Genomic DNA, 21948 nt, shown 5'->3' with positions numbered 1-21948 from the left:
GTGAATCACAACTTATAAGTTATTCACTCTTATGTGATCACTTCTTATTCTTTTACTAAACAAGCTTTGCTTGTTAGCGGCTGCAAATCTAAAACCTTTTTTCGTTATAAAAAAATAAAATTTTAATTATTTTTTTAAACCTTAAGTTTTCGATTTAATCAGCATTTAAAAGAACTTTTGCCTTAAAAAAACAACACTAGCTGTTTTCCTTAGCGGATGCAAAACTAGACCTTTTTATCGTTACAACAATGACTTTTTTTGCCTTTTTTGGTTTTATTTTGAAATTCTATTTTACAGCCCTAATAATCTGCTATTTAAAAAGGACAACTAATTTAATAAAAAATCATGAATTAAAAAATAGGGCAAATTTTAGTAGCCAGAAGCATACAACATACTTATAAAAACTAAAAAATCCTTTCTCTTTAAACAGAGAAAGGATTTTAAAATTATTCATATAAAGACTACACTACAAAAGTTGTAATCTTAAGATTTTTATGTTTTTTAGTCATTGAGGAATACGAAATGTCAGTTAATCTGTTTTCTTCTTGAAAGAAACTTCCTTGAAAAAAGCGGGTCATTTTTTTCACAACTTTTTCCAAATCTTGAGTAAGGTCCGTTTTTTTTACAACCAACACTAAATGACGACTCTTTCTTAAAACTTCTTTGAAAGAAACCAAACTATCTTGAATCCAAACTCCTGTTTTTCCTGCCTTTACATTATCACAGTTTAACACTAGAACATCCACGTTATTCAATGCATTTATATCCTTTTCAGAAACGGTATTAAAATAAGGAGTCCCTCTTAAATTAGAATATCTAGTTATAGCCTGTGGAAACAATTCCTCTACTTGACTCATTACATCTTGATTGGATGTTGCTGGAAACACTTTTGTTCCCATTTTTTTCATTTGTCTTTTAAATAATTTCAGCCCACCTGATTTTTCTAAATCTACAAAATCAACTCCTTTTGCTTTCGCCAAACTAATATTCGGCAATACATTTTCATTTTGTCTCATAGCACATGATTTTAAATTTAACTTTTCATAGTAGCAAGTTCTATCAAGGTTTAAACCACCCTACAACCACTTACAATCAGTAAGTTAAAAATAAAAATTTAAAAAAACAAAAATCCTAAATAAAAATCACACTATTCAAGAGATGTCAACCAAGCAAACATTTCTTTAAATGCATTTTCCCTAACCCCTTTAGCTGATAAAAACAAATCATGCATTCCATCTTTTACAGAAACCATCTTCACATCACTTCCTAAGTTTGGACCTATACGCTTCATATCCTCAACATCCAAAACAGTATCTTTAACAAAAACTTCTTTGAAATGCTTTCTAGGCTTTAATGATTCGTTTGAATGCATTAATAAAACCGGCACCTTTACATCAGAATTCACAAGTTTTTTTTGTGCCTCAACAATTGCTGTAAACCATTTAAAATACACAGGAAACCCTGCAGTCGGTTTCCATTTTAGATTGAAATCCCATTCCCCTTGGAATTCACGATGAACACTCTCTGCATATATTGGTGACAAACCTTTGTTTGAAAACCCGTTTGGGAATAGCCAACTCATGGTTTTCACAACACTATACATCACTCCGGTCAAAATACTAGATTGATTCATATCTAGAAACGGGGAATTTAAAATCAGTCCTTTAATATCCTGTTTATTCCTCCCTTCATTCATATAAGAAGCCCCGATCAAACCGCCAGTTGAATGTCCTAACAAATAAATATTTTCATTATTTTTTTTAATTCGATCTATGGCAATATCTATCTCTTTAAAATATTCATTTATGTGTGAACAGAAATTTGGCTTATTTCCTTCTTGCAATGACCTTCCATATCTTCTTAAATCTACAGCATAGAAATCAAAACCAGATTCATGAAACTTATCTGCTACATGAGGGTGAAAAAAATAATCAATATACCCATGTATGTACAAAACAGCTTTCTTGCTTTTATTATTTAATTTTGACTTGATCAAAGTCGCACACAAAACGCCATCATCTTCACTTTCCAAAGAAATGTTCTCAAATTCAAAATCAGTATTCAAATCTAATCCCATATTTTTCCCAATTTTAAATTAATGTTTTTTCAAATGCTTTTCTCGGACTTTTCCTCATTTCAACAATACCTCTGAAAGAATAATTGTGCTTATCAAATAAATGTAACATGGTATCATTATCATAATTAGTGTCAGCTCGAATACTATTGATATTATTTTGTCCAGCAAACACCTCAACCTCTTCCAGAATAATTCCCGCCATTCCCTTTCCTATAAAATTTTCAGAAACTGCCAATCTATGAAACACCACATAATCTTGATTTGAAATCCAGGTCCCTTTTATTTTTTCATAAGCTGGCTCATCGTTAATCATCAAAGCAATATAGCCAGCAATTTCGCTATCTACCACTAGCACAAAGCCAGCATTCTTTATCAAATCTTTTTCAACCACCTGCAAATTAGGATATCCATCTTGCCATTGGTCACTACCTTCCAATTTTCTTTTAGAAATAGAAGATTTCAATATTTCCCAAATACCATCTATATCATTAAGGTTTGCCTTTCTAAACTCTCTCATTCCTTCAAATAAAATTATATTTCTTTACTCAATATTTTATCCATCACCCAAGTTGTTTTTGTTGCACTAGCTCCTGTTGAAGGATGCTTTAATCCATAAATTAAATCTTGTTGTATATTTTTTACATGATGCAATTGTATTGGATCAGGATTCTCAATAAACAAAGTATCTTTTTTTTCGGCTGATTCTATACTGATCTCTTCCTCATTAAAAACTGAAAATCGGATCACTCCTTTATTTCCCAATATCTCAACCCTATCATTACGCTCATTGGCTCCAAAATTCCAAGAACCAGATCCGGTTACACCATTACTATGTTTCCAATAACCAACTACGGCATCCATCGCGGAATATATATTTTGCTGATTCGTTGACATTCCGCTTGCGTTCTCAATATCCCCCAATAAAAACATAAATAAATCTAAAGCATGACTTGCTAAGTCGTCAAAATAACCACCGTAAGCAATTTCCTTGTCTGTTCTCCAGTTATAAGAATCCGACAAATCTAATGGGCTTGCCGTACGTGTATACAAGTAATTTACATGACGCACCTCTCCTATTTCATTAGAATCCAACCATTCCTTAATTTTTAAAAATCTAGGTAGTGACCTTCTATAATAGGCTACATATAAAGGAATAGAAAGTCTTTGAAAAGTATCTGTAATTTCAATACAGTCCTCGTATGAAGGAGCCATTGGTTTTTCAATACAACAAGGTTTCCCTGCTGCTGCAACTTTTAAGGCATAATACTTATGTGTATCTGGCGGAGTTGCAATATACACGGCATCAATCTCTGGATTCTGTATCAACTCATCAGCATTCGAATAAAAGAAAGGCACCGCATGCCTTTGCGCATAATCTTTCGCTTTTTTTAAATCTCTTCGCATCACTGCATGCAATCTAAAATTGTCCGTTTGTTGATACGCCGGACCGCTCTTCTTTTCGGTTACATCCCCACAACCAATTATTCCCCACTTGTACTCTTTCATCTTTGCTTTTCGTATATAAATTATTCTAGAATAAAGTTAAACAATATACAATGATATCTTTTAGAAAAAACGTTCTAAAAACATTTTTAACCTACTTAGTCTATTAATTACTATTTTTGTGACAAATTTTAAGAATGTCCTCAAAAAAAGATTGGTTTACCGATTGGTTTAACACCAAATATTACCACATATTATATCAACACAGAGATGATTACGAAGCGCAGGTTTTTATGACAAACCTTGTCAAGTATCTTGAGATTCCTAAAGGGAATTCTATCCTGGATTTAGCTTGTGGTAAAGGAAGACATTCTATTTTTTTAAATTCTTTGGAGTACAAAGTAACGGGTGCAGATTTATCTATTAACAGCATCAAACATGCAAGCGAGTCTAAAAACGAATCCTTAGATTTTATTGTTCAAGACATGAGGCTTCCTTTTCCTGTAAAAGTAGATGCTGTCTTTAACTTATTTACAAGTTTTGGTTATTTCGCTGATGATACTGAAGATATACGTGTCATTGAGAACATAAAAAACTCTTTAAATAAAAACGGAGTTGCTGTGATCGATTATTTGAATGTGCAAAAAACTATTGAGAACCTGATTCCTAATGAAACTATATTCCTAGATGATATAGAATTTCAAATTAGCAAAGAGGTGAAAAATGATTTTATCATCAAAAAAATTGAATTCACGGTTGAAGGTAAATACCACAATTACTATGAGCGTGTTAAATGCCTGACTCTTGAAAGGTTTGAAAAAATTATTTCGGCGGCAGGTTTAAAAATAAAAAACACTTTTGGTGATTATAATTTACATAGTTACGATCGCGAAAACTCAAACAGATTAATTCTAATTATAGCCGAATGATCTACATATTATTAATCACATCTGTGTTAATTGGGGCTGTTTTAGTAAGTATCTTTAAGCCTAAACAAAATGCTGTTCGGCTTTTACTTTCCTTTAGCGGCGCCTATTTACTAGCCATTACCATTCTGCATTTGGTCCCTGAGGTATTTGGACCAGCTCATATTGGACATGCACACGACGTTGTGGATCCGAAAACAGTAGGTACCTTTATTCTTGCTGGGATTTTAATTCAATCCATCTTAGAATCATTTTCTAAAGGGGCCGAACATGGACACATCCATCATCATTCGAATTCCTCTGAATTTCCATGGTTACTTTTTATCAGTTTAAGCCTTCATTCATTTTCAGAAGGAATTCCAATTAGCTACCAAGAGGACTCTGAACTGCTCTGGGCTATTATCGTACATAAAATCCCAATTAGTATTGTTTTGGCGACTTTTTTATTAAATTCTAAAATATCAAAATCATACAGTTATCTTTTTATTTTTCTGTTTGCTCTTATGAGTCCATTGGGATTATTTGCTTCAGAAAAATTTGACTTTTTTATTCATTATCATAAAGAAATCACTAGTATTACTATTGGAATATTTTTACATATATCAACCATCATTCTTTTTGAGAGTTCAAAAGATCATAAATTTAACTATTCAAAATTTATCGCAATCCTAGTAGGAATGGGAATTGCATTTATTGGTTCGTAAAATTTAAAATGTTTTTTTTATCTTACGTTTAAATTAAACTTGGTTTCCTAAACTTCTTTTTATATATTTGATCTTTATCAAGTAATCTGTAAACTAATATTACCCCCTTGTTAGTACTATGGCACAATACAACACCAACACCTCGAAGGCTTCTTTAAAGCCACTTAAAGCAAATAACCTTTTCAACCAGTATTTATCAATAAAAAAATCCAAGAGAACTCTTATGGATATTTTTCTTTGGTGGGAAAGGAAAAGAATCGCTTTTAATATTATTGTTTTAGCACTTTGCTACACATGTTTTGAAATTCAAAAAATAGCAACACATTCTACCGCTGATCTTTTCACCAAAAGAGAAATGATTTTATTCATCGTGGGTTATAATGTCATCTATTCTAGCTTTTGTGTTTTAGAATTTTTCATCAAAAAAAGTAACAGTTTTGCACCTAACATGTTCAAAAACGCTTTGTTTATTTGTACAGTGGTGGTAACCATTCCTACTTTATTTCATATTTTAGAATCTATCGCTTTTTAAGAACTTACCTTCACTTTTAGGCATTCATTAGAATCTTTTAATTTGTTTCTGATTTATTTTAGGAACAAATTCTAAAATGTATCTTTGCGTTTCGAAAACAAACAAGAAGTTTTCCATAAAACACAAGATCAATCATGTCCTTTTTAGAAGAAATACAACGTAGACGTACCTTTGGAATTATTTCGCATCCAGATGCCGGAAAAACAACTTTAACAGAGAAATTACTGTTATTTGGTGGAGCGATCCAAGAAGCTGGAGCTGTAAAAAATAATAAAATAAAAAAAGGGGCTACTTCCGATTTTATGGAAATTGAACGCCAGCGTGGTATCTCTGTGGCGACTTCTGTACTTGCTTTTATTTACAGAGACAAAAAAATAAACATTCTTGATACTCCAGGACACAAGGATTTTGCTGAAGACACCTTTAGAACACTTACTGCTGTCGATAGCGTTATTGTTGTAATTGATGTAGCCAAAGGTGTAGAAGCACAAACAGAAAAGCTTGTTGAAGTTTGTAGAATGCGTAAAATTCCGATTATTGTATTTATCAATAAACTGGATAGAGAAGGTAAAGATGCTTTTGACTTATTAGATGAAGTTGAGCAAAAACTTGGCTTAACTGTTACTCCAATGAGTTTCCCTATTGGAATGGGATATGATTTTAAAGGGATCTACAATTTGTATGAAAAGAAAATCAATCTTTTTTCAAACGATCAAAAAACAACGGTAGCTGAAGGTATCGAATTTACCGATATAGAAAGTCCTGAGTTGGATGAAATTGTTGGAGAAGACTCTGCAAATACGCTTCGTGAAGAACTTGAAATGGTAGAAGGAGTCTATCCTGCATTTAGCCAAGAAGAATATCTTAGTGGTGATTTACAACCTGTATTTTTTGGATCTGCTTTGAATAATTTTGGAGTCAAAGAACTTTTGGACTGTTTTGTTGATATTGCACCTACTCCACAACCAAAAATGTGTGATACACGCTTGATTGATTCCAAAGAAGACAAACTTACTGGGTTTGTATTTAAAATACATGCCAATATGGATCCGAAACATAGGGACAGACTTGCCTTTATTAAAATTGTTTCTGGTACTTTTAAGAGAAATCAGCCCTATTTACATGTAAGAAACAATAAAAAAGTAAAATTCTCTAGTCCAAACACCTTTTTTGCTGAAAAGAAAGAAATTGTTGATATCTCTTATCCGGGTGATATTGTTGGACTTCATGATACTGGTAATTTTAAAATTGGTGACACTTTAACCGAAGGAGAAAAAATAAACTTCAAAGGAATTCCAAGTTTCTCTCCTGAGCATTTCCGATATGTCAACAACGCTGACCCTTTAAAAGCCAAACAACTTTACAAAGGTTTAGATCAACTAATGGACGAAGGTGTTGCGCAATTATTTACACTAGAACTTAACGGAAGAAAAGTGATTGGTACTGTTGGAGCACTTCAATACGAAGTTATACAATACAGATTAGAGCATGAGTATGGTGCAAAATGTACCTACGAAAACTTACCAATGCATAAAGTTTGTTGGGTTGAACCATCTGAGAACAACGAAGAATTTAAGGAATTCAAAAGGGTAAAACAACGATATCTAGCAAAAGACAAAAGAGGACAATTGGTATTCTTAGCAGATTCTGCATTTACCATTCAAATGACTCAAGATAAATATCCGTCAGTAAAACTTCATTTCACAAGTGAATTTGAATAGAACTATTTAATTTGAAACAACTATTCCTCTTTTTATTTTTTATGTCAAGCCTTTTACTAAAAGGCCAACAAGAGATACACTCTCTTTCAGACCTAAAAGAATATAAATTGACAAATAGTATTAAATTATATCCCTGTAGATATTCAAGCAGGAGAATTAGGTCGATCTGAAATCCCTACGGGAGTTCTAGGCTTGCACTATGATTTTACTCTCAATAAAATTCTGTTACCACTACTAGTTTCGGAAAAATGATTGCTCCATACGGAAATTTGAACTCTACTTTATTCGGTATTGGATTCACATACAACATGGCAAAACTGAACGTAAAAAATCGCTAAAAAACTCTTTTTTTTTCGTATTTACTACTATAAAACATAGAATTTCCTTACAGACATCAACCTTTAACCTATAAGGGCTCATATCCTTATTAGTGTATTGATAATAAGCCTCTTAAGAACTTAATAAATCCATGAAATTTTATCCCAAAACAAGAATATATTTATTTATGTAACTAAATAATTATGATAATGTTATTTCTTTCATATGATCTTGTAAATATTTTTTTTAAATTTAGTTTATCTTTAAATTTGTAAAAAAATAAAACATTATTATCATGGCTATCAAAAAACAATATTTAAAAAGCAAACCTGTTTGTAAAGTAACTTTCGAAGTACCAGCAAAAGAATCAAAAACAGTTTCTGTAGTAGGAGACTTTAACGCATGGGACACGGAAGCATCACCCTTAAAAAAATTAAAAAACGGAAATTTTAAAGCGGTTTTCCCTTTCAAAGCAGGAAACTCTTACGAATTCAAATATATTATTGATGGAGAGTACATCAATGAAGAAAAAGCTGATTCTTTCACTTGGAATGATTTCGCTAATTCTGAAAACAGTGTTTTAGAACTGTAAAACAAATTATATAAAATATTGAAAGCCTGATTCTATTTATTTAGAGTCAGGCTTTTTCTTTTTTAATTTGTTATAAAGAAAATCTATATAAAAATCGATTATTAAAATTGAACAGAGAGCCAAGGGAAACATGGAATAGGGTATATTTGTAATCGAAAAATTAAATCATTTTAAAACATATATATTATGGCAGTATTAGTAGGAAAAAAAGCTCCTCAATTTAGTGTACAAGCAGTTGTTAACGGAGGTGAGTTTGCTGAGAACTTCACATTAGAACAATTCCAAGGAGAGAAATATGTATTATTATTCTTCTACCCGAAAGATTTTACTTTTGTATGTCCAACAGAATTACATGCATTCCAAGAAAAATTAGCTGAGTTTGAGAAAAGAAATGTACAAGTAATTGCTGCTTCTACAGACACAGAACAATCTCACTGGGGATGGTTACAGGTTCCTAAAGACCAAGGAGGAATCCAAGGAGTAACATACCCAATCATTGCTGATACTAACAAAACAATCTCTAAAAACTATGACGTTTTAGCTGGAGATTACTTCTACGACGATAACGAGCAATTACAAGCAGAAGGAGAATTAATCGCTTACAGAGGATTATTCTTAATCGACAAAGAAGGTGTTGTACGTCATCAAATTGTAAACGACTTGCCATTGGGTAGAAATGTAGACGAAGCTATCAGAATGGTAGACGCTTTACAATTCAACGAAGAGCACGGTGAAGCTTGTCCAGCAAACTGGAACTCTGACAAAAAAGGATTGACTACAACTCACGAAGGTGTAGCTAGCTATTTAGCAGAAAACTAAAATTTAATGATAATTTCAAACTCGAGTAGAGCTTTGAAAGTTTATCTTAAATAATTAATAAAACTCTCGAATAACTTCGAGAGTTTTTCTTTTTAATGTATTTTTGAAATCAAATAATAAAAATAAACTATGGCAACTATTACACTTAAAGGAAATCCTTTTCAAACTATTGGTGAATTACCTAGCGTAGGTTCAAAGGCTACAGACTTTTCACTTAGAACAGTAGAATTAAATAATATTTCTTTGGCAGATTTTGCTGGAAGTAAAGTAATCTTAAACATTTTTCCAAGTGTTGATACAGGTACTTGTGCTACCTCTGTGCGAACATTTAATAAAACAGCAAGTGAATTAGAGAATACGAAAGTAATCTGTATTTCTAGAGACTTACCTTTTGCTTTTGCTCGTTTTTGCGGTGCTGAAGGAATTGAAAACGTGGTTAGTGCATCTGACATTTCTGGAGATTTCGCTGCTGACTATGGTCTGAAAATTACGGAAGGTCCACTAGAAGGTTTATGTTCACGTTCTATTGTTGTTCTTGATGAAAATGGAAGTGTTGTGTACACAGAACAAGTTCCTGAAACAGTTGATGAACCAAACTACGAAGCTGCAATCAACGCTTTGAAATAATGACAACTAAAAAAGACAATTTTGTTGTAAACAGAATTAAGAGTTTTTCTTTTGTATTCAAAGGAATATCAATTCTTATTAAATCTGAAAACAGTATAAAAACTCAATTATTCATTAGCTTTTTAATGATAATCTGTGGTTTTGTCTTTCAAATTTCTACCACGGAATGGGCCATTCAAATTTTATGTACAGGAGCTGTGCTAACTGCTGAATCCCTGAATACCGCAGTAGAAAAAATAGCAAATTTTGTTCACCCCGATTATCATAAAAAAATCGGGGTAATAAAAGATGTTGCAGCTGGTGCCGTAGGCTTTGCTGCTCTTGCTGCTTTAATTATTGGTGCGCTTATATATGTTCCAAAAATTATGGCTCTTTAGTCCAAACTAAACCTAATCTTCTAACCTCAGTTATTTTTGAATGAAAAAACCTAAGAAAGAAAAAGAAGTCAAAGAAAAAAAAGAACGCTTTGTAAAAACTAAAGAAATTATACAAAACAGACAGTTCCAGACTTTGGCTGGTGTTTTTACCTTTCTCTTTGGTTTATTTTTATTTATTTCTTTCTTATCCTTTCTTTTTACTTGGCAAGAAGATCAAAGCATGCTTACTGAGTTTGCTGACAAATCTATTGAGTCAAAAAACTTATTAGGGAAAATTGGTGCAAGCATAAGTCATTTTTTTATTTATGACGGTTTTGGAATTGCTTCCTTTATGGTTCCATTACTCATCATGGTAGCAGGGGCTTATATGCTTTTGATGATTCACTTAAAAAAGATTTTCAAATCTCTTAATTGGGCAATCTTAGGAATGATTTGGGTTTCAACATCATTTGCTTTTTTAAGCAAAAAATACAGCATTGTTGCCGGAACTATTGGTATTGAACTTAACGAATATTTAAATACTTATTTAGGAAATACAGGATTGGCTATCATCTTGATTTTTGGGTATAGCTGCTATGCTGTCATTCGTTTTAAAATCACTCCAGAAAAAGTAAAATCTTGGTTCCCTGAAAAACCAATAAAACCTAAAACGGAGGAAGAAAAACAGGAAAACACCGAAGCTACTCCTGAAAAAACAGAAACGACTGAAGCAAATTCTACAGTTGAAGAAAAGCCTGAAACGGAAGAACCTGTGCTAAAGGAAATAGTTACTGAAAAGAAAAAGGAAGCTGAAGAAACCAAAAAATCTGAATTTGAATTATCGGTTGAGAATTTACAACCGACCATAAAAAATCATTCTTCTATCGACAAGGAAGAAACCAAAGAACCGTCTGCTTTGGAAATAATTATTCCAGAAGAGGAAACTGCAAAAGAAGATGTCGCCATCGCTATTGAAGAAACTGCAAAAGAAGAAAAAGTAGAAGAAAACCTTGCAAATAATTTAGTAGAGAAATTTGGCGAATTTGATCCTACTTTAGAGCTTGGAAGTTATACCTTCCCTACTTTGAACTTACTAAAAGAATACAACGAAAGTATTGCTGTAGATGCAGAGGAACTTGAGTTGAATAAAAACAAAATTGTTGATACCTTAAAAAACTACAAAATTGGTATTGCGCAAATTAAAGCCACCGTAGGTCCAACAGTTACCTTATATGAAATTGTTCCAGAAGCGGGAATTAGAATTTCTAAGATTAAAAATTTAGAAGATGATATAGCACTTTCGTTAGCCGCTTTAGGAATCCGTATCATTGCTCCAATTCCTGGAAAAGGAACCATTGGTATTGAAGTGCCGAACAATAAACCTAGTATCGTTTCTATGCGATCTGTTATCGCTTCTACCAAATTCCAAGAATCTAAAATGGCATTGCCAATTGCCTTGGGTAAAAATATCTCAAATGAAACCGTAGTTATTGATTTAGCCAAAACTCCTCACCTACTAATGGCAGGGGCAACAGGACAAGGAAAATCTGTTGGTTTAAACTGTATTCTAACTTCTTTATTATACAAAAAACATCCTGCAGAGGTTAAGTTTGTATTGGTAGATCCTAAAAAAGTAGAGCTTACCTTATTCAATAAAATAGAACGTCATTACCTAGCTAAACTTCCAGATGAAGCAGAAGCTATTATTACTGATACAACCAAAGTTGTCAATACCGTGAACTCACTTTGTATTGAGATGGATGATCGCTATGATCTGCTGAAAACTGCAATGGTTAGAAACATCTCAGAATACAATGAAAAGTTCAAAGCAAGAAAATTAAATCCTGAAAACGGACATAAATACTTGCCTTATATTGTGTTGGTGATTGATGAGTTTGCCGATTTAATTATGACAGCTGGTAAAGAAGTAGAGACTCCAATTGCTCGTTTGGCTCAACTTGCCAGAGCTATCGGTATTCACTTAATTGTTGCAACACAAAGACCTTCTGTAAACGTAATTACCGGTATGATCAAGGCCAATTTCCCTGCAAGGATTGCTTTTAGAGTAATGTCGGCTATCGATTCTAAAACCATACTTGATGCTTCTGGTGCCAATCAATTGATTGGTCGTGGTGATATGCTATACACCGGAGGAAACGAAAGCATTCGAATTCAATGTGCCTTTGTAGACACCCCGGAAGTTGAAAAAATCACAGATTTCATTGGATCTCAACGTGCTTATCCTGAAGCGCATATACTACCAGAATATGTTGGTGAAGAAAGTGGCACAAATCTTGACGTGGATATTGATGATCGCGATAAATTATTTGAAGAAGCGGCTAAACTTATTGTCATTGCGCAACAAGGTTCCGCATCTTTATTACAAAGAAAATTAAAACTAGGATACAACAGGGCTGGTAGATTGATAGACCAATTAGAGGCTGCTGGAATAGTTGGACCTTTTGAAGGAAGTAAAGCCAGACAGGTTACTGTACCTGATTTACCTTCTTTGGATGAATTATTAGCGAACGAAAAGAAATAGTTCTCTTAAACTTAAACACATGAAAAACATAGCAATCTATACCTTTAGTTTTTGTCTTTTATTAATGACAATAAACCTAAATGCACAAAGCAAATCCGAGCAACTTCTAAACGAAGTTTCCGCTAAAATGTCAAGCTTTGAAAACATGTACATAAAATTCAACTATGTCCTAGAGAATAAAGAAGTGGATATGATTCAAGAAGCTTCAGGATCTGTTTACACTCAAGGGGAAAAATACCATCTTGAGTTTATGGATAATATTTTCCTCTATGATGGCAACAATACTTATGTTATTTTAACGGAAGATGAAGAAATCAATGTAATTGATGGTAGCTCAGAAGAGGATATGTTAAATCCATCCAAACTATTATTCTTTTACAAAGAAGGGTTCACTTATCAATGGGATGCTTTAAAAACAATTGAGGGAAATAAAATTCAGTATATAAAATTAACACCTATCGACAGCCAGTCTGAGGCTTCCTATTTTCTACTTGGCGTAAACAATGTGACCAAAATAATTCACAGTATCAAAGAAGTTGGGAACAATGGAACGGTGACTTTATTTAGCATAGAAGAATTCGAAGCAAATCAAGATATTTCGAAAAATCTGTTTATTTTTGACGAATCAAAATATACAGAGCAAAACTTTACCATCAACAAATAAAAACAAGCCACTTCCTTGAGAATTCTTGACCAGTACATCATAAAGAGTTTTTTAAAACCTTTTTTTGCGACATTCTTTATTGTAATGTTTGTATTGGTAATGCAATTTTTATGGTATGCCTTTGATGAAATTGCTGGAAAAGGGATTGACATCGCTTACATCCTAAAATTTTTATGGTATACCTGTCTTAACGTAACGCCTACAGCTTTGCCCATTGGAGTGCTATTGTCCTCCATCATGGCGCTCGGAAATCTTTCTGAAAATTATGAAATGGCGGCCATTAAATCGGCTGGAGTTCCCTTGATCAGAATCATGAGACCCTTGATCATTTTAACGCTTTTTATTAGTTCAATCAACTTTCTATTTTTAAATAACATCTATCCCTACGCCTCCTTAAAGCAAAGGAATTTACTGTTTAATATGAGAAAGCAAAAACCTGCTTTAGCATTGTTAGAAGGTAGTTTCAATACTGAAATTCCTGGTTACAGCATCTATTTTGAAAAAAAATACGGTCCCGAAGAAAACTTATTGAAAAATGTAAGAATTTATGATTTAAAGGGAGGTAAAAAAAATGATGTCTGTATCACTGCTAAAAAAGGAGAAATCACTACCGAGTCTGGAAGTAAATACATGACGCTGCATTTGACAGATGGTTATTATTTTGAAGATCACTCCCAGTCAAAAAAGAAAAAGGCAGATAAAAATAAAATGCCTGCATCTTCTGCAAAATTTGAAACTTACAAAGTAAATATTGATATATCCTCTTTAAGCAGTAATGATTTAGATTTAGAAAAATACAAGAAACATTACATGATGTTAAATGTAAGGCAATTGTATTCTCAATCTGACAGTTTAAAGATGTCGTATGACACTTACATCAATGCCAAAGCTTCTTCTTTTTATATTAGAAACTATGGAGACAAATTATACAAAAGACCGGATAGCTTAATCCGTTCCGACCTAAGTCCAGATATCCTGGAGAACTTTAAAATCGCTGGTAAAGTTTCCATCACTCAAAATGCTTTAAACAGTTTAAAAAAACCTTTGAGAACGATTCAAGTTTTTAAAGAAAGCTATAAAGGAAAGCGAAAAATTTTAAATTTATTTGATTACGAATACCATTTTAGATTTGCATTCTCCCTTTCCTGTATCTTATTATTCTTTATTGGAGCTCCTTTAGGTTTTTTAATAAGAAAAGGTGGATTTGGTTTGCCTATGGTAATGGCTATTCTTATTTTTGTAATCTATTTCTTTATCAATTCTATGGCTAAAAATATAGCCGAAGAAAGTTCAATATCATCCACCGTTGGAGGTTGGCTTTCAAGTATCATTATATTCCCTATTGGAGTATATCTTACAAGAAGAGCTAGTAAAGGAACCGCATCTTTTAATTTCGATGCACTATCACTTGCTGTAAAAGCAATTATCAAACGTTTTAAAAAACAAAAAGAACCGAAAAGGTTATGACACAAGACGACAAACAAACAGATGACATGAAATTGAATACAATTCAAGAAGCTATTGCAGACATACGTGCTGGAAAAGTTGTAATTGTAGTTGATGATGAAGACAGAGAAAATGAAGGTGATTTCATTGCAGCTGCCGAAAAAGTAACTCCAGAAATGATCAACTTTATGGCCAAATATGGTAGAGGGTTGATCTGTGCTCCTCTTATTGAAGAGCGTTGTGAGGAATTGGGTCTTAACATGATGGTTAATGACAATACTGTACTTCACAATACACAATTCACAGTTTCAGTGGATTTAATTGGAAATGGATGTACTACGGGTATCTCAACTCATGATAGATCTAAAACCATCTATGCTTTAACAGAAAAAAACACAAGACCGATTGACCTTGGAAGACCAGGACATATTTTCCCTTTGAAAGCTAAAAAAGGGGGAGTATTGAGACGTACAGGTCATACAGAAGCGGCCGTAGATTTAGCTCGTTTGGCTGGGTTAGACCCGTCTGGAATTTTAGTTGAAATCTTAAATGAAGATGGAACAATGGCTCGTTTGCCTGAGTTAAAAAAGGTTGCCAAAGAATTTGATTTAAAATTGATTTCAATTGAAGATCTAGTTTCTTATAGAATGCAACATGATTCTCTAATTAAAAAAGTAGAAGATTTTGATGTCGCTACTCGTTTTGGAGATTTTAGACTGAGAGCCTACAGTCAAACTACCAATGATCAAATCCATATTGCAATTACCAAAGGTAGTTGGAAAAAGACAGACGAGGTATTAGTAAAGGTTACTCCTAACTCCTTTGGAAATGATATACTAGGAACACTTCAAAATAATATTGACGACAAACTTCAAAGTATTTTTGGTCTGATTGAAAAAGAAGGAAAGGGAGCTGTTGTTTTTATCAACCAAGAAGTGCAATCTTTCAATCTTTTACAAAGATTACAAAATCTAAAAAATCAAAATGCTGAATCTAATTCTAAACCTACTTCTAAAGGTATGGATGATAAAGATTTTGGTATCGGTGCTCAAATATTACATGATTTGGACATCTATAACATCAAACTAATTTCAAATTCAGATACGATCAAAAAACGTGTTGGAATGACAGGATATGGATTAAAAATTACAGATAGAATTCCTTATTAATATTTTACCATAAAAAACAAAAAAGCGATTGAAGTAGATTCAATCGCTTTTTTTATGACTTTCATCAACCTAATGATTCAAGTTGGTTTTCGGACTTACTCGTTTAGGACTTTTGTTTTTTTTGAACAAAACCGCCTCTAGTTCACCATCAAGAGTTATCGTATTCCCTAATACTCGCAACCAACTCCCCTCCTTCAACCCAATCACAGCGGTTTCATTGAATACATGGTATTCTTTGATCCTTGTTTCCCTAGTCTCCCCTTTATGAGTCGAACTTTTATCTGCTTCAATAAAATGTGCGTTGATATTAAAAGGAAACACACCTAAGGTTTTAAAACTTTTAGGCATTTTAATTGGCATATCATTGGTTGTTTGCATTGTCATTCCACATATATTAGATCCTGCACTTGTACCTAAATACGGAATTCCACTCTCAATACAACTCTTTAAATCTTGCATGATTTCCAACTCATATAAGGTTGCTACCAATACAAAGGTATTTCCACCACCTACAAAAATAGCCTTCGCATTTTCTATGGCTGATTTAGGATTGGTAAACTCATGAATTCCTATTACGTCAATTCCTAACTTAGAAAAACCTTTTGCCGCTATCTCAGTATACTCCTCATACGAAATTCCAGAAGGTCTCGCATAAGGAATAAATAAAATCTCCGTCACTCCTGCAAAAAGCACTTTCAGTTCAGGTTCTAAGTATTCCAAATACCCACTTCCATGGACACTAGAAGAACTTGCCAAAATAATATTTTTCATAGTTTACATTTGTTTATTTCTAAGAGAAAATCAAATTTACCTATTAAATATTTCAGAGAAAAACGCATCTTTACTATTAAATTCAATTTTAATGAGATTTGTTAAATTTTTAGCACTAAGCCTTGTCTTAGTTTTATGTTCATTTTCCCTACATAAATATTATATGAGTATCGCTCATGTAAAATACGTTCCTACACAAGAGTCTATTCAAATAACATTGAGGATATTTATTGATGATTTACAACTCGGAATAAATGAATTCAATCAAACAAATATAGAACTGGCAACCGACAGAGAACCTAAAAAAACTGATCGTATTTATGAAAGTTATTTAGCACAAAAATTTCAAGTTGAGATCAATGAAAAAACTCTAAACCACAACTATATCGGTCAGGAGTATAAAGATGATATGGCTGTATTTTATCTAGAAATTTTAAATGTTAAAAACATTGAAAAATTAAAAATAGAAAACAACATTTTATATCATTCCTTCCCAGAGCAGGAAAACATCGTTAAACTGAATATTAACGACAAAAACAAAAGCTTTATCCTAACCAAAAACCAATCAACGGCTTTAATAAATTATTAACGAAGCTTATCTTAATTATTAATACATTTGTTACTACTCAAAAATAATCCAATGAAAAAAATCTATTCTATCGTTACCTTGTGCTTTCTAAGCATTAGTATTTCTGGAATTGCACAAGAGACAGAACCTAAAACAGGACACACCAATACCAACAAATTCAAACAATTAAAAGACGAATTTGCAACACCAAACAGTCAACATACGGCTTCCGGTGCTCCTGGTGTCAATTACACTCAACAGAAAGTGGACTATAAAATGGATATCATCTTAGATGATGCCAATCAAAAATTAAGTGGTGATGAATCTATTGTATACCACAATAATTCTACTGATAATCTTCAATATTTATGGGTTCAATTAGATCAAAATAAAAGAGCATTGGATTCTAAATCTCCCGATATCAAAGGAGGTGGACCTGAAATTTTATACAGTCCAGAAAAATTTGCTGCAGATTTTATAGACAAACCTTTTGATGGCGGGTTTAATATTATCCATGTAAAAGATGCCAAAGGAAATGACCTTAGTTATAAAATCAATCAAACTATGATGAGAATTGAATTACCAAAACCTTTGGCTTCTGGTAAGAAATTCCAATTTCAAATCAAATGGTGGTATAATATCAATAACCATGTTCCGCAAAGAGACCGATCTGGTTATGAACATTTTGACCAAGACGGTAATAATTTATATGTAATTGCACAGTTCTATCCTAGATTGGCTGTTTACAATAATGTTGAAGGTTGGCAAAATATGCAGTTCTGGGGAAGAAGTGAATTTGCCTTGGAATTTGGAGACTTTTTGGTAAATATTACAACGCCTAAAGATCATATTTTAAATGCTACTGGTGTTTTAACAAATGCTAAAAAGGTTCTTACAAAAACACAACTAGAAAGATTAGAGCAAGCTAAAACCTCTTTTGACAAACCTGTGATTATTGTTTCTCAGGAAGAGGCTATAGAAGCTGAAAAGAAAAATAGCACAGAGACCAAAACGTGGAGTTTTGACGCAAAAAATGTAAGAGACTTTGCTTTTGCTTCCTCAAGAAAATTTATTTGGGACGGAATGGCTGTTGACATAAATGGTAAAACCGTTATGGCTTACTCGTTGTATCCCAAAGAAGGAAATCCTTTATGGGAAGAGTATTCTACAAAAGTTGTTGCCCATACTTTAAAGGAATATTCATCTTATACTTTTGACTACCCATATCACAAAGCCATTTCGGTACATTCTAAAAATCAAGGAATGGAGTACCCTCAAATTTGTTGGAATTACGGAAGACCAAGACCTGATGGAACTTATGATGATAGAACCAGAGATGCCATGATTGGAGTAATCACACATGAGGTAGGACATAACTTCTTCCCAATGATCGTAAATTCTGATGAGCGTCAGTGGACTTGGATGGATGAAGGTTTGAATTCTTTTGTTGAGACTTTGACTGAGATTTCATTTGATGAAAACTTTAACACAGGTAATCTACCAAAGGATATCATTCCTTATATGGATGGAGATCAAAGCAACATCTCTCCTATCATGACTCAGGGAGATAATGTACATCAATTTGGTCCAAATGCTTATACAAAACCAGCAGCGGGTCTTTATTTATTGAGAGAAACAATTATGGGACATGAATTGTTTGATTATGCATTTAAAACCTATGCAAATAGATGGAAATTCAAACACCCAACACCAGAAGACTTTTTTAGAACGATGGAAGACGCATCGGCAGTTGATTTAGATTGGTTTTGGAGAGGATGGTTCTATACTACAGACTTTAATGATATTGGTGTAAAATCTGTAAATCAATACAGAGTTACAAGCAAACCTACTCAGGACATTATCAAATTGGCAAAAAAATACGGTATCCCTGTAGAACAAATTAGGCCAGGTATTTACCTGTCAACGGATCCAGAAACAGAAGGAGAACCTAAAACTCCAATGGATATTGCTTTGTTGAAAGATTATATTGACACTAACTATGAAAATGTTGCAGATGCTGAAATCCCAGGTTATTTTTATGAAATCACTTTCGAAAAACCAGGAGGATTGGTAATGCCTATTATTGTAGAGTATACCTATGAAGACGGCAGTAAGGATTCTAAAACATATCCTGCTCAAATCTGGAGTAAAAACGATAAAGAAGTGAACAAAGTAGTCGCTTCAAAAAAAGCAATTGCAAGTATTCAAATTGATCCTAATTTAGAAACTGCAGATGTAAATGTGGAAAACAATGTTTGGCCAAGAGCTGAGCAATCTGAATTTGACAAGAAAAAAGAAGAATTAGCTAAGGAATAGCAGTTTATAATCTGATAAAAAACCGACCCTTTAGGTCGGTTTTTTTTGCTCTCATAACACTTTACAAGTTTGTTAACATCTTACCTTTTATTAACTCATAATTAATCGTATTTTTGATTTTTATAATATCATATTTGAATGGGAAAAATCATTGCTATTGCTAATCAAAAAGGGGGCGTTGGAAAAACAACTACAACAGTTAATCTAGCCGCTGCTCTTGGTGTTTTAGAAAAGAAAATTCTACTGATCGATGCTGATCCTCAAGCAAATGCTTCTTCAGGACTTGGTGTGGATATTGAAACGATTACAGCGGGTACCTACCAAATTTTAGAACATACCGTATCTGCAAAAGAGGCGATTCAAACAACAACCTCACCTAATGTAGATATTATCCCTGCTCATATTGATCTTGTGGCTATTGAAATAGAACTTGTTGATAAGCAGAACAGAGAGTATATGTTGAGAAAATCCCTGGAGGAAGTAAAAGACGATTATGATTTTATTTTGATCGACTGTGCTCCATCTTTAGGTTTGATTACGTTGAATGCATTGACGGCTTCAGATTCTGTAATCATCCCTATTCAGTGTGAATATTTTGCCTTAGAAGGTTTAGGAAAATTACTAAACACGATTAAAAGCGTGCAGAAAATTCACAATTCAGATTTAGATATTGAAGGACTTTTACTTACTATGTTTGATTCTAGGTTACGTTTGTCTAACCAAGTAGTAGAAGAAGTTAAAAAGCATTTCAATGAAATGGTTTTTAATACAATTATTCAAAGAAATACTCGTTTAGGAGAAGCACCTAGTTATGGCGAAAGCATTATTGCATATGACGCTACCAGTAAAGGTGCCGAGAACTATATCAGTTTGGCGAATGAAGTATTAAAAAAGAACTCGTAATGGCAAAAGCAACTAAAAAACAAGCATTAGGTCGTGGACTTTCTGCTCTTTTAAACGAAAACTCTACTTCCAATGCATCTGCAGGAAATACTGTCGGTAACATCATTGAATTAGGTTTAAATAACATAGAAGTAAACCCTTTTCAACCGAGAAGTTATTTCAATGAAGAGGCTTTAACAGAATTATCAAATTCGATCAAAGAATTAGGAGTCATTCAGCCAATTACTGTGAGAAAACTAGAAGACAATAGTTTTCAATTGGTCTCTGGTGAACGTCGTTTTAGAGCTTCAAAACTTATTGGAAATCAAACCATCCCGGCTTATATTAGAACTGCCAACGATCAAGAAATGTTGGAAATGGCTTTGGTTGAAAATATCCAAAGAAAAAACCTTGACCCTATTGAGGTAGCATTGTCGTATCAAAGACTTGTTGAAGAAATAAAACTAACTCAAGAAGAACTAAGTACTCGTGTAGGAAAAAAAAGATCTACCGTTACCAACTATCTTAGGTTGTTAAAACTGGACCCTATCATTCAAACAGGAATGAGAGATGGATTTTTATCTATGGGACATGGTAGAGCGCTTATCAATATTGACTCTATAGAGGAACAACTTGTTATTTATGAGAAAATTCTAAAAGACAAACTCTCTGTTCGTCAAACAGAAGAGTTGGTAAAAGAATTAAAAACAGGAACACCAACAACAAAAAAAGAAACTAAATCTTCTGTTCCTTCTTTTGTAAAATCTGGTGTACCCACTATCAGTGAGTTTTTCGGACATAAAATATCAGTTTCTGTAAATGCAAAAGGAAAAGGAAAAATATCTATCCCCTTCCATTCAGAAGAAGATTTCAATAGGATCAAAAAACTTCTGGAATAGGTGTTTACAAAATACACATACATTGTTATAATTTTACTTTTAACTTCTTTTGGGACAGTTAAAGCTCAGGAGGCAACACCTCAGATTACTAGTGAAGATATCATTAAGTCTGAAGGTTATAATCCGTTGACTCCCGCAAGAGCATCTTTTTACTCTGCAATACTTCCTGGACTTGGACAAGTGTATAACAAGCAAGCTTGGAAAGTTCCTTTTGTCTACGGTGCGATGGCAACAAGTATGTATTATTTTACAATCAACAATGAATCCTACAAACGGTATCGTACAGCTTTTAAAATTAGAGAAGCTGGCTACCAAGATGAATTTACAAATGATGACGGTACTACTAGAATTTCTAGGGAAGGTTTGATAAGTGCCCAAAAAACATTGAAACAAAATAGAGAAACATCGCTTCTTCTATTTATTGGTTTTTATGTTTTGCAAATAGTAGATGCGAGTGTTAGCGCGCATCTTTTACAATTTAACGTCAATGATAAAATATCATTTGACCCACAAATTTACAGTGATCCCAACGACAACAAACCTTTTGTTGGACTTACTTTTAATTATAATTTTTAA

Annotated in this window: 22 protein-coding genes; 17 read left to right on the top strand and 5 right to left on the bottom strand. The window is 33.1% G+C overall.

Features of this window, described 5'->3' with window-relative positions; genetic code table 11:
• Positions 1–461: 461 nt before the first annotated feature.
• The 4 genes from P8H68_RS02355 to P8H68_RS02340 all read right to left on the bottom strand — a co-directional run bounded on the left by P8H68_RS02355 (position 462) and on the right by P8H68_RS02340 (position 3583).
• Entirely contained in the window at positions 462–1016 is a 555-nt protein-coding gene (locus P8H68_RS02355; RefSeq protein ID WP_300321124.1) for a hypothetical protein, read from the bottom strand.
• 131 nt (positions 1017–1147) lie between these two features.
• A complete protein-coding gene (locus P8H68_RS02350; protein ID WP_300321121.1) occupies positions 1148–2077 on the bottom strand; it encodes an alpha/beta hydrolase in 930 nt (309 codons plus the stop codon).
• A 13-nt stretch (positions 2078–2090) separates the two neighbouring features.
• The gene (locus P8H68_RS02345; protein ID WP_300321119.1) at positions 2091–2594 is read right to left on the bottom strand and encodes a GNAT family N-acetyltransferase; all 504 of its coding nucleotides are present in this window, start codon (positions 2592–2594) and stop codon (positions 2091–2093) included.
• Positions 2595–2608: 14 nt separating this feature from the next.
• Positions 2609–3583: a Gfo/Idh/MocA family oxidoreductase gene (locus tag P8H68_RS02340; protein WP_300321117.1), complete on the bottom strand. Its 975-nt coding sequence runs from the start codon at positions 3581–3583 to the stop codon at positions 2609–2611.
• A 134-nt stretch (positions 3584–3717) separates the two neighbouring features.
• Here P8H68_RS02340 and P8H68_RS02335 point away from each other — a divergent pair, with 134 nt between their 5' ends.
• The 12 genes from P8H68_RS02335 (at position 3718) to ribB (ending at position 15936) form a co-directional block, all read left to right on the top strand.
• On the top strand, positions 3718–4449 hold the full coding sequence (locus tag P8H68_RS02335) for a class I SAM-dependent methyltransferase (RefSeq protein WP_300321115.1): 732 nt from the start codon (positions 3718–3720) through the stop codon (positions 4447–4449).
• Positions 4446–5150, top strand: a complete 705-nt coding sequence (locus P8H68_RS02330; RefSeq protein WP_300321113.1) for a ZIP family metal transporter — start codon at positions 4446–4448, stop codon at positions 5148–5150. Before P8H68_RS02335 ends, P8H68_RS02330 begins: the two co-directional genes overlap by 4 nt.
• Before the next feature lie 223 nt (positions 5151–5373).
• Complete coding sequence (locus P8H68_RS02325; protein ID WP_300321112.1) at positions 5374–5682, top strand: hypothetical protein; 309 nt, start codon at positions 5374–5376, stop codon at positions 5680–5682.
• 134 nt (positions 5683–5816) lie between these two features.
• Positions 5817–7403 (top strand): peptide chain release factor 3, encoded by a 1587-nt coding sequence (locus P8H68_RS02320; protein ID WP_300321109.1) that lies wholly within the window; start codon positions 5817–5819, stop codon positions 7401–7403.
• 613 nt (positions 7404–8016) lie between these two features.
• Positions 8017–8313 carry an isoamylase early set domain-containing protein gene (locus P8H68_RS02315; protein ID WP_300321107.1) on the top strand — a complete coding sequence of 99 codons (297 nt, stop codon included), beginning with the start codon at positions 8017–8019 and terminating at the stop codon, positions 8311–8313.
• Between the two features lie 186 nt (positions 8314–8499).
• Positions 8500–9132 carry a peroxiredoxin gene (locus tag P8H68_RS02310; protein ID WP_300321105.1) on the top strand — a complete coding sequence of 211 codons (633 nt, stop codon included), beginning with the start codon at positions 8500–8502 and terminating at the stop codon, positions 9130–9132.
• 129 nt (positions 9133–9261) lie between these two features.
• Entirely contained in the window at positions 9262–9759 is a 498-nt protein-coding gene (gene tpx / locus P8H68_RS02305) for a thiol peroxidase (protein ID WP_300321103.1), read from the top strand.
• Complete coding sequence (locus P8H68_RS02300) at positions 9759–10136, top strand: diacylglycerol kinase family protein (protein WP_300321101.1); 378 nt, start codon at positions 9759–9761, stop codon at positions 10134–10136. Before tpx ends, P8H68_RS02300 begins: the two co-directional genes overlap by 1 nt.
• A 40-nt stretch (positions 10137–10176) precedes the next feature.
• Positions 10177–12657: a DNA translocase FtsK gene (locus P8H68_RS02295; protein WP_300321098.1), complete on the top strand. Its 2481-nt coding sequence runs from the start codon at positions 10177–10179 to the stop codon at positions 12655–12657.
• 19 nt (positions 12658–12676) lie between these two features.
• Positions 12677–13321, top strand: a complete 645-nt coding sequence (locus tag P8H68_RS02290; protein WP_300321096.1) for an outer membrane lipoprotein carrier protein LolA — start codon at positions 12677–12679, stop codon at positions 13319–13321.
• A gap of 15 nt (positions 13322–13336) precedes the next feature.
• A complete protein-coding gene (locus P8H68_RS02285) occupies positions 13337–14788 on the top strand; it encodes an LptF/LptG family permease (RefSeq protein WP_300321094.1) in 1452 nt (483 codons plus the stop codon).
• Positions 14785–15936, top strand: coding sequence for a 3,4-dihydroxy-2-butanone-4-phosphate synthase (ribB, locus tag P8H68_RS02280; RefSeq protein WP_300321092.1), 1152 nt, complete (start codon positions 14785–14787; stop codon positions 15934–15936). The genes P8H68_RS02285 and ribB overlap by 4 nt, the downstream gene beginning before the upstream one ends.
• Before the next feature lie 69 nt (positions 15937–16005).
• Here ribB and pepE read toward each other — a convergent pair whose 3' ends face one another.
• Positions 16006–16707: a dipeptidase PepE gene (gene pepE / locus P8H68_RS02275; protein WP_300321090.1), complete on the bottom strand. Its 702-nt coding sequence runs from the start codon at positions 16705–16707 to the stop codon at positions 16006–16008.
• Between the two features lie 91 nt (positions 16708–16798).
• On the opposite strand from pepE, the gene P8H68_RS02270 reads away from it, so the two are divergent.
• The 5 genes from P8H68_RS02270 to P8H68_RS02250 all read left to right on the top strand — a co-directional run bounded on the left by P8H68_RS02270 (position 16799) and on the right by P8H68_RS02250 (position 21948).
• On the top strand, positions 16799–17296 hold the full coding sequence (locus P8H68_RS02270; RefSeq protein ID WP_300321088.1) for a DUF6702 family protein: 498 nt from the start codon (positions 16799–16801) through the stop codon (positions 17294–17296).
• A gap of 51 nt (positions 17297–17347) precedes the next feature.
• On the top strand, positions 17348–19591 hold the full coding sequence (locus P8H68_RS02265) for a M1 family metallopeptidase (RefSeq protein WP_300321086.1): 2244 nt from the start codon (positions 17348–17350) through the stop codon (positions 19589–19591).
• A gap of 138 nt (positions 19592–19729) precedes the next feature.
• Positions 19730–20494: a ParA family protein gene (locus tag P8H68_RS02260; protein ID WP_300321084.1), complete on the top strand. Its 765-nt coding sequence runs from the start codon at positions 19730–19732 to the stop codon at positions 20492–20494.
• Positions 20494–21372 carry a ParB/RepB/Spo0J family partition protein gene (locus tag P8H68_RS02255; protein ID WP_300321082.1) on the top strand — a complete coding sequence of 293 codons (879 nt, stop codon included), beginning with the start codon at positions 20494–20496 and terminating at the stop codon, positions 21370–21372. The genes P8H68_RS02260 and P8H68_RS02255 overlap by 1 nt, the downstream gene beginning before the upstream one ends.
• Positions 21373–21948: a DUF5683 domain-containing protein gene (locus P8H68_RS02250; RefSeq protein ID WP_300321079.1), complete on the top strand. Its 576-nt coding sequence runs from the start codon at positions 21373–21375 to the stop codon at positions 21946–21948.

This window comes from Flavicella sp., from assembly GCF_029238425.1.
GTDB lineage: Bacteria > Bacteroidota > Bacteroidia > Flavobacteriales > Flavobacteriaceae > Flavicella.
This window is presented reverse-complemented; position numbering and strand designations above follow the sequence as displayed.

What these genes read in the sequence shown, in the direction of transcription:
- P8H68_RS02355 (WP_300321124.1), bottom strand. Translation starts at nt 1,016, where the DNA reads ATGAGACAAAATGAAAATGTATTGCCGAATATTAGTTTGGCGAAAGCA.
- P8H68_RS02350 (WP_300321121.1), bottom strand. Translation starts at nt 2,077, where the DNA reads ATGGGATTAGATTTGAATACTGATTTTGAATTTGAGAACATTTCTTTG.
- P8H68_RS02345 (WP_300321119.1), bottom strand. Translation starts at nt 2,594, where the DNA reads ATGAGAGAGTTTAGAAAGGCAAACCTTAATGATATAGATGGTATTTGG.
- P8H68_RS02340 (WP_300321117.1), bottom strand. Translation starts at nt 3,583, where the DNA reads ATGAAAGAGTACAAGTGGGGAATAATTGGTTGTGGGGATGTAACCGAA.
- P8H68_RS02335 (WP_300321115.1), top strand. Translation starts at nt 3,718, where the DNA reads ATGTCCTCAAAAAAAGATTGGTTTACCGATTGGTTTAACACCAAATAT.
- P8H68_RS02330 (WP_300321113.1), top strand. Translation starts at nt 4,446, where the DNA reads ATGATCTACATATTATTAATCACATCTGTGTTAATTGGGGCTGTTTTA.
- P8H68_RS02325 (WP_300321112.1), top strand. Translation starts at nt 5,374, where the DNA reads ATGGATATTTTTCTTTGGTGGGAAAGGAAAAGAATCGCTTTTAATATT.
- P8H68_RS02320 (WP_300321109.1), top strand. Translation starts at nt 5,817, where the DNA reads ATGTCCTTTTTAGAAGAAATACAACGTAGACGTACCTTTGGAATTATT.
- P8H68_RS02315 (WP_300321107.1), top strand. Translation starts at nt 8,017, where the DNA reads ATGGCTATCAAAAAACAATATTTAAAAAGCAAACCTGTTTGTAAAGTA.
- P8H68_RS02310 (WP_300321105.1), top strand. Translation starts at nt 8,500, where the DNA reads ATGGCAGTATTAGTAGGAAAAAAAGCTCCTCAATTTAGTGTACAAGCA.
- tpx (WP_300321103.1), top strand. Translation starts at nt 9,262, where the DNA reads ATGGCAACTATTACACTTAAAGGAAATCCTTTTCAAACTATTGGTGAA.
- P8H68_RS02300 (WP_300321101.1), top strand. Translation starts at nt 9,759, where the DNA reads ATGACAACTAAAAAAGACAATTTTGTTGTAAACAGAATTAAGAGTTTT.
- P8H68_RS02295 (WP_300321098.1), top strand. Translation starts at nt 10,177, where the DNA reads ATGAAAAAACCTAAGAAAGAAAAAGAAGTCAAAGAAAAAAAAGAACGC.
- P8H68_RS02290 (WP_300321096.1), top strand. Translation starts at nt 12,677, where the DNA reads ATGAAAAACATAGCAATCTATACCTTTAGTTTTTGTCTTTTATTAATG.
- ribB (WP_300321092.1), top strand. Translation starts at nt 14,785, where the DNA reads ATGACACAAGACGACAAACAAACAGATGACATGAAATTGAATACAATT.
- pepE (WP_300321090.1), bottom strand. Translation starts at nt 16,707, where the DNA reads ATGAAAAATATTATTTTGGCAAGTTCTTCTAGTGTCCATGGAAGTGGG.
- P8H68_RS02270 (WP_300321088.1), top strand. Translation starts at nt 16,799, where the DNA reads ATGAGATTTGTTAAATTTTTAGCACTAAGCCTTGTCTTAGTTTTATGT.
- P8H68_RS02265 (WP_300321086.1), top strand. Translation starts at nt 17,348, where the DNA reads ATGAAAAAAATCTATTCTATCGTTACCTTGTGCTTTCTAAGCATTAGT.
- P8H68_RS02260 (WP_300321084.1), top strand. Translation starts at nt 19,730, where the DNA reads ATGGGAAAAATCATTGCTATTGCTAATCAAAAAGGGGGCGTTGGAAAA.
- P8H68_RS02255 (WP_300321082.1), top strand. Translation starts at nt 20,494, where the DNA reads ATGGCAAAAGCAACTAAAAAACAAGCATTAGGTCGTGGACTTTCTGCT.